Source organism: Pseudomonas sp. Xaverov 259, from assembly GCF_019352915.1.
In the GTDB taxonomy this organism is placed as follows: Bacteria; Pseudomonadota; Gammaproteobacteria; order Pseudomonadales; family Pseudomonadaceae; genus Aquipseudomonas.
This window is the reverse complement of the sequence record NZ_JAAAFV010000033.1, coordinates 342,981-355,157: the sequence shown is the minus strand read 5'-3', so window position 1 is coordinate 355,157 and position 12,177 is coordinate 342,981. Positions and strand designations below refer to the sequence as shown.

Annotated in this window: 10 protein-coding genes; 5 read left to right on the top strand and 5 right to left on the bottom strand. The window is 61.0% G+C overall.

Annotated elements, in window-relative coordinates; all coding sequences use genetic code 11:
- Positions 1-439 precede the first annotated feature (439 nt).
- Positions 440-1,210: a hypothetical protein gene (locus K0H48_RS15775; RefSeq protein WP_219268166.1), complete on the top strand. Its 771-nt coding sequence runs from the start codon at positions 440-442 to the stop codon at positions 1,208-1,210.
- A gap of 453 nt (positions 1,211-1,663) precedes the next feature.
- Positions 1,664-2,476 carry an alpha/beta fold hydrolase gene (locus K0H48_RS15770; RefSeq protein WP_219268165.1) on the top strand — a complete coding sequence of 271 codons (813 nt, stop codon included), beginning with the start codon at positions 1,664-1,666 and terminating at the stop codon, positions 2,474-2,476.
- A 27-nt stretch (positions 2,477-2,503) separates the two neighbouring features.
- Here the strand turns inward: K0H48_RS15770 and K0H48_RS15765 are convergent, their stop codons facing one another.
- The 3 genes from K0H48_RS15765 to K0H48_RS15755 form a co-directional block, all read right to left on the bottom strand.
- The gene (locus K0H48_RS15765; protein WP_219268164.1) at positions 2,504-4,471 is read right to left on the bottom strand and encodes a methyl-accepting chemotaxis protein; all 1,968 of its coding nucleotides are present in this window, start codon (positions 4,469-4,471) and stop codon (positions 2,504-2,506) included.
- A 114-nt stretch (positions 4,472-4,585) separates the two neighbouring features.
- A complete protein-coding gene (locus tag K0H48_RS15760; protein ID WP_219268163.1) occupies positions 4,586-5,998 on the bottom strand; it encodes a PLP-dependent aminotransferase family protein in 1,413 nt (470 codons plus the stop codon).
- Between the two features lie 203 nt (positions 5,999-6,201).
- Complete coding sequence (locus K0H48_RS15755) at positions 6,202-6,963, bottom strand: SDR family oxidoreductase (protein ID WP_219268162.1); 762 nt, start codon at positions 6,961-6,963, stop codon at positions 6,202-6,204.
- A gap of 228 nt (positions 6,964-7,191) precedes the next feature.
- Between K0H48_RS15755 and K0H48_RS15750 the strand changes: the two genes are divergently transcribed.
- On the top strand, positions 7,192-8,199 hold the full coding sequence (locus K0H48_RS15750) for an NADP-dependent oxidoreductase (RefSeq protein WP_219268161.1): 1,008 nt from the start codon (positions 7,192-7,194) through the stop codon (positions 8,197-8,199).
- Between the two features lie 111 nt (positions 8,200-8,310).
- On the opposite strand, the gene pyrF is transcribed toward K0H48_RS15750, so the two are convergent.
- A complete protein-coding gene (gene pyrF / locus K0H48_RS15745; RefSeq protein ID WP_056859708.1) occupies positions 8,311-9,009 on the bottom strand; it encodes an orotidine-5'-phosphate decarboxylase in 699 nt (232 codons plus the stop codon).
- Positions 9,010-9,270: 261 nt separating this feature from the next.
- On the opposite strand from pyrF, the gene K0H48_RS15740 reads away from it, so the two are divergent.
- Positions 9,271-10,035: a response regulator gene (locus K0H48_RS15740; protein ID WP_138816013.1), complete on the top strand. Its 765-nt coding sequence runs from the start codon at positions 9,271-9,273 to the stop codon at positions 10,033-10,035.
- A complete protein-coding gene (locus tag K0H48_RS15735; RefSeq protein WP_138816014.1) occupies positions 10,035-11,069 on the top strand; it encodes a HAMP domain-containing sensor histidine kinase in 1,035 nt (344 codons plus the stop codon). The genes K0H48_RS15740 and K0H48_RS15735 overlap by 1 nt, the downstream gene beginning before the upstream one ends.
- Here the strand turns inward: K0H48_RS15735 and K0H48_RS15730 are convergent.
- Entirely contained in the window at positions 11,066-12,127 is a 1,062-nt protein-coding gene (locus tag K0H48_RS15730) for an AI-2E family transporter (RefSeq protein ID WP_138816015.1), read from the bottom strand. The genes K0H48_RS15735 and K0H48_RS15730 overlap by 4 nt on opposite strands.
- Positions 12,128-12,177 lie beyond the last annotated feature (50 nt).

Below are 12,177 nucleotides of genomic sequence, written 5' to 3'. Positions count from 1 at the left end.
CCTAGGGGACTCGAACCCCTGTTACCGCCGTGAAAGGGCGGTGTCCTAGGCCACTAGACGAAGGGGACACACGTACAACATTCACTCCCTACCGCGTTTCGCTGTGTGCTTTACGCTGTAAGTGGCGCGCATTCTATGGATGGATTGAAAGGTCGTCAACCCCCAAGGATAAATTTATTTAAATCAATGACTTCGCCCTGCTTTCCAGGCCTTGGCGGGCATTCTGCCCGTCCGGGCTTTGACGCCTATATTCTGGCGCCCGACAAGGCGCTATAGTTCGCCCGAGCAAATGATGGCAATGTGCATCTATGCAGGGAGCCCGCCCGGCAACGCTTACCTATATAGAAGAAACTACCTGGGCAACTGGTCGAACAGTCCTATCCGCCGGATGGTCCAGTCACTACACTCCACAGCAAACCCTATAAAAGAGGTCACACCGGTGACACCACTCATGATCACCCTGCTGGTAATAGCCGGGATCGTAATACTGATCGCCATTGGCTACATGAACCACGTGGTGGAAAACAACAAACTGGAAAAGAAACGCACCGAGATCGAGCTCAATGATCGGCTGCGTCGGTGTGGTGAAATCACCGAGACTTTTCCTGGTCAATTGATGACCCCGGCGCTCAAGCTGCTGCTCACCCGCCTTGAGCTCAACGTCAACCAGCGTCTGCTGAACCTCAACAAGTCCAGCGCGGCACTCAAGGCGCGTATCACTGAGTTGAATGCGCTGATCGCCCAGGGCGAATCGATTCCGGTGACCAACCCGCCGGCGCCGATTCAGACTGAAGCCAAGGCCAAGGATGTGCGTTTTCTCCTTGAAGCCCTGCATGGCCAAGTGACCCGTGCGGCCCAGGATGGTTTTCTGCCGACCAACGAGGCCAAACACTGGATCAAGGAAATTCGTCATATCCTGGTGCTGCTGCACATCGAATTCTTCAACAACCTCGGCCAGCATGCGCTGCAACAGAACCAACCCGGCCAGGCACGCCTGGCGTTCGAGCGTGGCGTGCAGTATCTGCGTAAACAGCCGGAGCCGGTGCTCTATAGTGCGCAGTTGCAATTGCTCGAAAGCCAACTGGCCCGCGCCAATTCCACGGTACTGACTAACAGCAAGCCGGCTGAAGATGAGGTCAATGAGTTGACTGAAGGGCTTAAAGTTGTGGATGCGGATGCGGAGTGGAAAAAGAAAGCTATCTACGATTGATCGTTTGGGGGCGCACGTAGTGCGGTCTAAATGTGGGAGCGGGCTTGCTCGCGAATGCGGTGTATCAGTGACAGATGAATTGACTGACCCACCGCATTCGCGAGCAAGCCCGCTCCCACATTTGACTGCATCCAACCTTGACGGTGAGGTCGGCTGTTGCTCTGGCTCTTACATCCTTTTCGATGACGAAGTCAGCGGTGTTTTGATCTGCGCTTTCGATCTTGATCTGAAATCGCCCCGTCAAACACGATGGCCCAAATCACTGTCGGATTGCGGGCATGCCGAGCCATAGCGAGGCACCGAGTGTTGGGGCGAGGACTTTTTGCTGGGCCGGCATTCCGGTCCTTCGAAAAGTGACCCGCCGTCAGGAAAGTGCCATCACTTTGCACCTATCCCCCCGCCCCCGACTAGCGTAAAAAAGTGCCCCTAACTCCGTGAAGTCAGAGGCCTGCTATGCCTGTCGCCGTCATTGATGGACAACCGCTGCACTACGTCGACCAGGGCACCGGCCCGGTCGTTCTACTGGGCTCTAGCTACCTGTGGGACCACAAAATGTGGGCGCCGCAAATCGAAGCCCTGTCGCAACAGTACCGCGTGATCGTCCCCGAACTCTGGGGCCATGGTGAATCCAAAGCGCTACCAGCCCAAACCCAGTCCCTCGACGACCTGGCACGCCAGACCCTGGCCCTGCTGGACCAGCTGGACATTGCACAGATCAACCTGGTGGGCCTGTCGGTTGGCGGCATGTGGGGCGCACGCCTGGCGTTGCTGGCGCCGCAGCGCATCAACAGCATGGTGCTGATGGACACCTACCTCGGCGCCGAGCCCGAGGCGACGCGCCAGTATTATTTCTCGCTGTTCAAGATGATCGAAGACTCCGGTGCCATCCCTGAGCCGTTACTGGACGTGATCGCACCGATCTTCTTCCGGCCAGGCATCGACCGCGAGTCGGCGCTGTACCAGGATTTCCGTCAGTCGCTGCAAGCCTTCTCCAAAGAGCGTTTGCTGGACAGCATCGTGCCATTGGGCCGCCAGATTTTCAGCCGTGCCGATATCCTCGACCAGCTGCACCGCCTGGACACCGACACCACCCTGATCATGTGCGGTGAGCAAGACAAACCACGCCCACCCGCCGAATCCAGGGAAATGGCCGAACGGATCGGTTGCAGCCTGACCCTGATTCCAGACGCTGGGCACATCTCCAACCGCGAAAACCCGGACTTCGTCAACGAAGCCCTGCTGACCTTCCTCGCCAACAACGCCTGATCGTACGGCTCCGCCTTTGCTCACTGATTAAAGGCGGAAGTGCCCCACCATGCCCTTGAGTTCGGCCCCCAGCTGCGCCAGCTGAATGCTCGAGGCGGCGTTGCCTTGCATGCTCAGCGCCGATTGGTCGGCACTCGCGCGGATACTGGTGACACTGCGATTGATCTCTTCGGCCACCGAACTTTGCTCCTCGGCGGCGGCGGCAATCTGCTGATTCATCTGCTGGATCAGGGAGACGGCAGCGGCGATGCTGCCCAACGCGCTCTCGGTTTCCAGCGCATCGCTGACGGCCAGTTTCACCAGCTCGCCGCTGTGCTGAATCTGCTGCACCGACGACTGCGCGGCACTGCGCAACGTACTCACCAACCGCTCGATTTCTTCGGTCGATTGCTGAGTGCGCTTGGCCAGCGCCCTCACCTCATCGGCCACCACCGCAAACCCTCGGCCTTGCTCGCCGGCGCGGGCGGCTTCGATGGCTGCGTTAAGGGCCAGCAGGTTGGTTTGTTCGGCCACGCTTTTGATCACCCCCAACACCGTGCCGATGTGCTGGATTTCGGCACTGAGGCTGTCGATGCTGGCGCTGGCACTGGTGCTGGAGGACGCCAGCAATTCGATGCGCTGCAGGCTCTGACGCACCACCTGCTGGCCGCTGTCGACCTTGGCATCGGCGGTCTGCGCCGCTTGCGCGGCCTCTTCGGCGTTGCGCGCTACGTCATGCACGGTGGCAGTCATCTGGTTCATCGCCGTGGCGACCTGTTCGGTCTCCTCTTTCTGGCTGCTGACCTCTACATTGGTTTGTTCGGTGACACTGGAAAGTGATTGCGCAGAGCTGGCCAATTGCTCGATGCCGGCCTGCAGGCCGCTGACCATCTGGCTCAAGCCAGTGCCCATCTGTTGCATCGCTTGCATCAACTGGCCGATTTCATCACGGCGACTGACTTCCATCCGCCCGCTCAGGTCTCCTGCGGCAATCTGCTGGGCCACCGCGATCACACTGCGCAGCGGCGCCACGATCAGACGGGTAATCAGCCAGGCAGCAACCAGCCCCACCAACAAAGCCAACGCCGAGGAGCCGATGATCAGCAACGTGCTTTTGCGCAATTGCGCCTGCATCGACTGGTCTTCGGCGGCATACGCCTGGTTGACCCGGCTCACCACTTGGTCGGCGCGGTCATGCAATTGCTTGTAGACGATTTTTTCCTGAGCCAGCAAACCGGTGTACTCACCGAGCTTTTCGCTGAAAGCGGCAATATGCCCGGACACCTCATTAAGCACGGTCTGGTAACCCGCGTCCTTGACCGAGGTTTTCAACTGCTCAACCTGCGCCAGTGCCTGGTCGGCCTGTTCGATCTTGCCCTGCTCGGCGTTGTCGGCATCGGCCTTGCGGCTCTGGTCCAGGCGCACGCGCGCTTCGTTCATGGCCTGCAGCATCAAGCGCGAGACCTGGCCGACCTGCCCGGCCTGCTCGATAAACTCGGCGCCCTCCTTGCCCTGGCTTTCCTTGAGGCCATAAGCGCCATCGTCGGCCAGGCCGGCTTGCAGCACATCGAGGTTATTGGCCACGCTGGAGACGGACCAACTGGCCATCTCCAGAGCCAGGTCCTTAGTCTGGGTCAACTCGACAAATTCATCGAACGCCTTGCGATACGCGGCCAACGCCTGCTCAACGTCGCCCATCACCGGCACATTGGCAGCGGACTGGGCCTTGAGCGTGGCCGCCAGGGCAGCCAGTGCATCGACGCTCTCATGCAAGGCATCGACGGCCTTGGGGTCGGCATGCAACGCGTAGTCCTGCTCGATCAAGCGCACCTTGAGCAAGCCGCTGTTAAGCGAAGACATGGCATTGAGGCCTTCGAAACGCTGGCCAACGGTTTGCAGCGACCACACGCCAATGGCTGCCACCAACGCCGTCAGCAGCAGCACCAGGGAGAAGCCCAAGCCCAGTTTTTTTGCCATACCGAGGTTGGCGAAACGTCGTTGCACGGCCGAAATCATTGCACTTGAGTCCTCTTGCACGGGCACACGCCAGCAAGCCTGGTTGCCATGCAGCGAGATTCGCAACGACACGCCATTGGCACAAGACGTTGGCGTCACAATAATGGCAAAAAGCTACATGCTCGTCGTTTTCAGAATGGTCGAGGTCGATCTGGCAGGCCCCATGGCGCGGAATAACGCCAACGCGCGCTGATCAGCAGCATTGGCCACATTGATGCGCAGCCAGTCACTGGGTTCGCCCCGGGGAGTAAACAGCGCCCCGCTCGACAGCAGGACGCCGAGTCGACTCGCGCACGCCTGCAACCGTGAATGATCTCCCTGGCTCGGGCGTGCCCACACAAACATGCCGCCCGCAGGCACGGCAAATACCTCCCACTCTTCATCCTCCAGTACCTGCAGGGTTGCCGCCATTTGCAGGTTCAAACGCTTGCGCAGGCGTTGCACCCACTTACGATAGGTGCCATTGGCCAGCAGCGTGGCGACTACTGCTTCGGCAAATCGCGAGGTGCCGATACCGGTCAGGGTCTTGAGACTGGCCATTTGCGCAACGATGGCCGTGCTGGCACTGACGTAGCCCACGCGCAAGGCACTGCTCAAGGTCTTGGAAAAGCTTGATACATAGATCACCCGGTCATCATGGGGCAAGGCCGACAGTCGCGTGCAACTGGCGTGCTGCAGGTCGCCATAAACGTCCTCTTCAATGATCAGGAAGCCATCGCGTCGCGAAAGCTCCAGCAACCGTTCAGCCACGGCGCGGCACAGGCTGGTGCCGGTGGGGTTGTGGTAGAGGCAGTTGATGAACAGGCACTTGGGGCGGTGCCGTTGCAGCAGTTGCTCAAGCACCGGCATGTCCGGGCCACCCACGATACGCGGAACCTCCAGCAACGTGACGCCGTGGCGCTCCAACTGTCGATAGAGGTTGGCGTAGCCCGGCGTTTCAACCACCACCGTGTCGCCGGCCTTGAGCAGCGAGCGTATCAGCAAGTCCTGTGCATGGCTGGCGCCATGGGTGGTGAGGATGCGCTCAAGGCAGGTAGCCACCTTCATCTGGGTCAGCCGCTTGAGCAGTTGCTCGCGCAATGCCGGCAACCCCAGTGGCGTGCTGTAGTTGAAGAGGCCGGCCGTGTCGGTGCGGCTGATTTCACGTATCGCGTAGCACAAATCATCGCTTTCACGCCACGCGTCCGGCAGCCAGCCGCAGCCCAGTTTCAACTCGCCCAGCGGGCCATCGACATAGGCGCCCCAGCCCAGTTCTGCACCCTCATACCAGTGGCTTTCCTGGCAAACAGGGGGCTGGGCGACCACAAATCCCGAGCCTTGCCTGGACGCCAACACGCCCTGTGCCACCATTCGCTCGAAAGCCTCGATCACGCTCGACTGGCTGAGCAAATTGTCGAGGGCCAGTTGCCGGATGGATGGCAAGCGCGTGCCGGGGCTCGCGCCGCTCTTGCGTATCCATTGCGCCACCGCGCTGACGATTTGCTGCACCACCGGTACATGGGCTTGTCGATCGATCCCTAAATCCATGAGCCACTCACTTCAACTGTCTGTTATTCAACCCCAAACAGTTAAGCACAGAAGCTCGCTTAAGCCGGCCGCAAACACTTATTAAAGTATTGATTTTATTGACTTATTTACCTGCTGATACACATTCTGACGAGGCCTTGTGCCAGCCATGGAAACGCCCCACAGCGGCCCAATACTTTTCCAAGAGTGCGTGGCATTGAGTCCTAGATAGCCGTTGCGCCACCGTCCACCGCCAAGGCTTGCCCTGTGGTAAACGCCGCCCCATCACTGCACAGATACAGCACCGCACTGGCGATTTCCTCGACCTTGCCAATACGCCCGACCGGGTGCATCGCGGCGGCAAACTCGGCCTTGCGTGGATCGGCTTCATAAGCACGGCGGAACATGTCGGTGTCGATTACTGCAGGGCATACCGCATTCACACGGATTTTCTTCTTCGCATACTCGATGGCGGCTGATTTGGTCAGGCCGATCACGGCGTGTTTGGACGCCGCATAGATGCTCATCTTCGGCGCAGCGCCCAACCCGGCAACCGAGGCGGTGTTGACGATCGCGCCGCCGCCCTGGGCCAGCAACAGCGGCAGTTGATACTTCATGCACAACCATACGCCCTTGACGTTCACGCCCATGATCGCATCGAACTCATCCACGCTGCCGTCGGCCAGCTTGCCCTTCTCGATCTCGATGCCAGCGTTGTTGAAGGCATAGTCCAGGCGCCCATAAGCGGCGATGGTCTGTGCCATCAATTGCTGCACGTCGGCTTCCAGCGTGACATTGCAGCGCACGAACAGCGCTTCGCCACCGGCGCTTTGGATCAACCCAACCGTGCCCTCGCCACCCGTCACATCCAGGTCGGCAACCACTACTTTCAAGCCTTCTGCGGCAAATGCCAGCGCGGTGGCGCGGCCAATACCGGCGGCAGCGCCAGTCACCAGGGCGACCTGGCCGGAAAACGTCATGCTCATGGAGGATGTCCTATGCGAGAAATAGCCGTGGGCCGAGTCTAGCCAAGCGTACGGCGGGCGCGTCAGCACTATCATATGGCCGGTTGGGGTTGCATGAATCGCAGTGATAAGACGCCCAGGGCAACTATCAGCTCGACCTATTGGCGAGCATTCGCGCCCACCCTTAACCTTGCCCTCACGCCGCTGAAGGTCTATCACTCAAGGTTCACTTCTAACAGAGTCCCTGCCATGACTGCCCAGACCAACCGCCAATTCCTGCTCGCCAAACGCCCGGTCGGCGCGGCCACGCGGGAGACCTTCACCTACCAGGAAGTGCCGGTGGGCACGCCAGCGGATGGGCAAGTGCTGGTGCGCAATGAATACCTGTCCCTGGACCCGGCCATGCGTGGCTGGATGAACGAGGGCAAATCCTATATCCCACCGGTCGGCATCGGCGAAGTCATGCGGGCGCTGGGCGTGGGCAAGGTGATCGCTTCGAACAACGCGAAATTTGCCGTGGGTGACTACGTGAACGGCGCGCTGGGTGTGCAGGATTATTTCCTGGGTGAGCCGCGCGGCTTTTATAAGGTCGACCCAACACTGGCGCCGCTGCCGCGCTACTTGTCAGCGCTGGGCATGACCGGCATGACCGCCTACTTCGCCCTGCTCGACACTGGCGCGCCCAAGGCTGGCGATACCGTGGTGATCTCCGGCGCCGCTGGCGCAGTGGGCAGCATTGCCGGGCAGATTGCCAAGCTCAAGGGCTGCCGCGTGGTAGGCATCGCCGGGGGCGCCGACAAGTGCAAGTTCCTCATTGATGAACTGGGCTTTGACGCCGCCATCGACTACAAAAGCGAAGACGTACCCGCCGCCCTCAAGCGCGAATGCCCCAAAGGCGTGGATGTGTATTTCGATAACGTCGGCGGCGATATTCTTGACGCCGTGCTCAGCCGCCTGGCCTTGAAAGCACGGGTGGTAATCTGCGGCGCAATCAGCCAGTACAACAATAAAGAAGCAGTGAAAGGCCCGGCCAACTATTTGTCGCTGCTGGTCAATCGTGCGCGCATGGAAGGGTTTGTGGTGATGGACCACGCGGCGAACTTTGCCGCCGCCGGGCAGGAGATGGCCGGCTGGATGGCCCAGGGCAAGCTCAAGAGCAAGGAAGATATTGCCGAGGGGCTGGAGACGTTCCCGGAGACGTTGATGAAGCTGTTCAACGGCGAGAACTTTGGGAAGTTGGTGCTTAAAGTCAGCTGACCCGATCGTTCCCACGCTCTGCGTGGGAACGCAGCCCGGGACGCTCTGCGTCCCAAAGCGTGACGCAGAGCGTCACAAGAGGCATTCCCACGCAGAGCGTGGGAACGATCATCAGGCGATTTCGGCAACGACTGCGGCCAGTGCCTTGGCCGGATCCGCCGCCTGGCTGATCGGGCGACCGATCACCAGGTAGTCCGAGCCTGCATCCAACGCCTGACGCGGGGTCAGGATACGGCGCTGGTCATCCTGGGCACTGCCCGCCGGACGAATACCCGGGGTCACCAGCTGCAGCGACGGGTGCGCGGTCTTCAGCGCCTGGGCTTCCAACGCCGAACACACCAGGCCGTCCAGGCCAGCCTTCTGCGCCAGCGCCGCCAGGCGCAGTACCTGCTCCTGCGGCTCGATGTCCAGGCCGATACCGGCCAGGTCTTCGCGCTCCATGCTGGTGAGCACGGTCACACCGATCAGCAAGGGTTTCGGGCCGCTGCGCTGCTCGAGCACTTCGCGGCAGGCGTTCATCATGCGCAGGCCACCGGAGCAGTGCACATTGACCATCCACACGCCCATTTCGGCGGCGGCTTTAACCGCCATCGCAGTGGTGTTGGGGATATCGTGGAATTTCAGGTCGAGGAAAACCTCGAAGCCTTTGTCACGCAGGGTGCCGACGATTTCAGCGGCGCAGCTGGTGAACAGTTCCTTGCCGACCTTGACCCGGCAAAGCGTGGGGTCCAACTGGTCAGCCAGCTTCAGTGCGGCGTCACGAGTGGGATAATCCAGGGCGACGATGATAGGAGTCTGGCAGACGGACATTGGAATGGGCTCTCAGGCAAGTCGAAATCGGCGCGGATTGTAGCGCAAGCAGCGCCGTTGCGGGATCCGATGATCGGTAAAATGCTGATCAAGCGCGCATAACCGGGGATTTCGAGCCATTGTGTCAAGACCGATACATTCCCGACATGCCCTCAACACGCCCCGCGACTAGCCTCGCGCACATGACCGCTCGCCCAGCACTTCCAGGCATGGAGCTGGGCGCCTATGCTCACCGTAACAACCCAGGCAGATGATCGCACTATGCATACCCCTACCGTCTCTGTAAACGAAGAGCCAAAAGGCGCGGTGATCGCCGAAGACAAGCGGTGGAACACCCGCGCGCTGATCGTCGATGACGACCTGCCGATCCGTGAACTGCTGATCGACTACCTGGCCCGCTTCAATATTCTTGCCACCGGCGTCACCGACGGCACGGCCATGCGCACCGCCATGCAAGCCGAAACCTTTGATGTGGTGGTGCTTGACCTGATGCTGCCGGGCGAAGATGGCCTGTCGCTGTGCCGTTGGTTGCGCACTGAGTCGGACATCCCGATTTTGATGCTCACCGCACGCTGCGAACCCACCGACCGCATCATCGGCCTGGAACTGGGCGCCGATGACTATATGTCCAAGCCGTTCGAGCCGCGCGAGCTGGTGGCGCGTATCCAGACCATCCTGCGCCGGGTGCGCGATGACCGCACCGAGCAGCGCGCCAACATCCGTTTCGACAACTGGCGCCTAAACAGCGTATTGCGCCAATTGGTGGCCGACGATGGCCTGGTGGTGCCGCTGTCCAACGCGGAATTCCGCCTGCTGTGGGTGTTCATCGAGCGCCCGCGCCGTGTGCTGAGCCGCGAACAATTGCTGGATGCTGCCCGTGGCCGCTCCATCGAAGCCTTTGACCGCAGCATCGATCTGCTCGTATCGCGCCTGCGCCAGAAGCTTGGGGATGACCCGAAAGCACCGCAACTGATCAAAACCGTGCGTGGCGAAGGTTACCTGTTCGACGCCCGGGATATCGGTTGATGCGCGCCACCTTCAATACGCTGTTTGGCAGGCTGTTCGGCGTATTGCTGGTGGCCATTGTGCTCGCTCATGTACTGGCGATTTTCTGGTTTCGCCACTACGGCCCGCCACCACCGCCGCCCCAGGAAACCTTCGTCGAGCAACCCGACGGCACGATGAAGCCTTTGGCTCGCCATCACCGGCCTTGGTACGGCGGCCCCGTGGTGCCGCTGACCTTCCAGTTTATCTCGCTGATCATCGCCGCCTGGTACGGCGCCAAACTGCTGAGCCGGCCTATCCAGCGCCTGAGCGCTGCGGCCGAACGCTTGAGCCTTGACCTCGACAGCCCGCCGCTCAACGAGTCCGGGCCTCGGGAAGCACGCCAGGCGGCATCGACCTTCAACCTGATGCAAAAGCGTATCCGCGAGCAAGTCAGCCAGCGCGCGCGCATGCTCGGCGCCGTCTCCCATGACCTGCGCACGCCGCTTTCACGCCTCAAGCTGCGCCTGGAGCAGATCGAAGACACCAAGCTGCAAGGCCAGATGCGCCAGGACCTGGACGACATGATCGGCATGCTCGACGCCACCTTGAGCTACCTGCACGAACAACGCACCAGCGAGACCCGGCACTGGCTCGATGTGCAGGCGCTGGTCGAGTCCCTCAGCGAAAACGCCCAGGACCAGGGCTCGGACGTACAGTTTTCCGGCACGTGCGTACCGTTGCAGGTGCAACCGATGGCGCTGCGTTCGTGCCTCAACAACCTGATAGACAACGCCCTGCGCTATGCCGGCACGGCGCGTATTGAGTTGGCGGACAGCCGTGGCGCCCTGGTGATCCGCGTGATCGACCACGGGCCTGGAATTGCGGCCGATAAGCGCGAGGCGGTGTTCGAGCCGTTCTTTCGCCTTGAAGGTTCGCGCAACCGCAACTCCGGCGGCGTCGGCCTGGGCATGACGATTTCCAAGGAGGCCGTGGAACGCCTCGGCGGCCACCTCAGCCTGGAAGAAACCCCAGGCGGCGGCTTAACCGCCGTAATGTGGTTGCCGAGGGCCTAAAGGGCTTTGTCTTCGCGACGTTCCTGCGCCTGGGTCGCACTCCAATCCGTCAGCAGGCTGTAGGCCACCGCCAACAAGGTCGGGCCGATAAACAGGCCGATGAAGCCAAAGGCGATCAAGCCGCCAAACACACCCAACAGCACGATCACCAGCGGCAGGTTGCCGCCTCGGCTGATCAGGTACGGCTTGAGCACGTTGTCCACGCCACTGATGATGAACGTGCCCCATACTCCGAGGAACACCGCATAGGTGTAGTCGCCCTTCCATGCCAGCCAAGCCGTGGCGGGGATCCACACCAGCGGCGGGCCCATGGGGATCAGGCTGAGCAGGAAGGTGACGATGCCCAGCACCAGCGCGCCCGGTACACCCGCAATCAGGAAGCCGATCAGCGCCAGCAGGGCCTGGGCCGCCGCCGTACCAATCACGCCGTTGACCACGCGCTGCACAGTACCGGCCACCAGCTCGATGTAGTAACCGGCGCGCTCGCCGATCAGGCGCTCCAACAGACGATGCACAAACACCGCCAGCCGCGGCCCATCCCGATAAAAGAAGAACACGAACACCAGGCTCAAGGTCAGCTCAAGAATACCGCCGCCAATTTGCGCGCTGCGCGCCAACAGCCAGTTACCCACCTGCCCCAGATACGGCTTGATGCTGACCATCAACGCCGCGCCCTGTTGGTCGATGCTGTCCCAGGTCGCTACCAGGCGCTCGCCGACAAACGGGATCGAACCCAGCCAGGTCGGCGCCGCGGGCAAGCCGTCAACCTGGATATCCTTGATCAAGCCCACCGCATCGCGCACATGGTCGGCCAGGTTGAACCCCAGCCAAACCAACGGCACCGCCACCAGCAACATCCAGCCCAAGGTGAGGATGCCCGCCGCCAGGGATTCGCGGCCACCCAGCCAGCGCGTGAGCAAACGCATCAGCGGCCAACTGGCAAACGCCAGCACCGCGCCCCAGAACAGCGCCGACCAGAATGGCGCCATCACCCAGAAGCTGGCACCAAACAACACCAGCAGCAGGATTTGCACCAGTAGGCGATCGTTATTGAGCATCGGGTTTCTCGAGAATAAGGCTGTAGGAAGAGAGCTTAGGCGAACGGCAC